Origin of the sequence: Brevibacillus sp. GCM10020057 (assembly GCF_042683565.1) — a bacterium.
Lineage (GTDB): Bacteria > Bacillota > Bacilli > Brevibacillales > Brevibacillaceae > Brevibacillus.
The window spans coordinates 506-1,499 of sequence record NZ_JBHUJW010000030.1 but is presented as its reverse complement, the minus strand read 5'-3'; the positions used below and the strand labels follow the sequence as shown (position 1 = coordinate 1,499).

The 994-nt window shown below is 54.1% G+C and carries 1 rRNA gene (only partly in view); it reads right to left on the bottom strand.

Annotation, left to right across the window (positions count from 1 at the left end):
- A 23S ribosomal RNA gene (locus ACFSO0_RS09595) occupies window positions 1-994 on the bottom strand (its annotated part continues 505 nt past the right edge of the window); the annotation flags it as partial.

The following is a 994-nucleotide window of genomic DNA, read 5'->3' as shown; positions in this document are numbered from 1 at the left end:
GAGTTATCCCGCGCACCTTAGGATTCTCTCCTCGCCTACCTGTGTCGGTTTGCGGTACGGGCACCTTGTTCCTCGCTAGACGCTTTTCTTGGCAGTGTGAAATCAGGGACTTCGGTACTAAAATTTCCCTCGCCATCACAGCTTGCCCTTACGGTGTGCGGATTTGCCTACACACCAGGCTTACTGCTTGGACGGCCATCCAGTAGGCCGCTCACCCTATCCTCCTGCGTCACGCCATTGCTCAAGCGGAGCAGAGGTGGTACAGGAATATCAACCTGTTGTCCATCGCCTACGCCTTTCGGCCTCAGCTTAGGTCCCGACTAACCCTGGGAGGACGAGCCTTCCCCAGGAACCCTTAGGCTTTCGGTGGACAAGATTCTCACTTGTCTTTTCGCTACTTACACCGGCATTCTCACTTCCAAGCGCTCCACCGCTCTTTCCAGTACGGCTTCACTGCTGCTTGGAACGCTCCCCTACCCAGTCCGTAAGGACTGCCATAGCTTCGGTGATACGTTTAGCCCCGTTACATTTTCCGCGCAGAGTCACTCGACCAGTGAGCTATTACGCACTCTTTAAATGGTGGCTGCTTCTAAGCCAACATCCTGGTTGTCTGGGCAACTCCACATCGTTTCCCACTTAACGTATACTTGGGGACCTTAGCTGATGGTCTGGGCTGTTTCCCTTTTGACGATGGATCTTAGCACTCACCGTCTGACTCCCGGACATAAGTCATTGGCATTCGGAGTTTGACTGAGTTCGGTAACCCGATGAGGGCCCCTAGCCCAATCAGTGCTCTACCTCCAAGACTCTTATTCCGAGGCTAGCCCTAAAGCTATTTCGGGGAGAACCAGCTATCTCCGAGTTCGATTGGAATTTCACCGCTAGCCACACCTCATCCCCGCACTTTTCAACGTGCGTGGGTTCGGGCCTCCAGTAGGTGTTACCCTACCTTCACCCTGGACATGGCTAGATCACACGGTTTCGGGTCTACGGC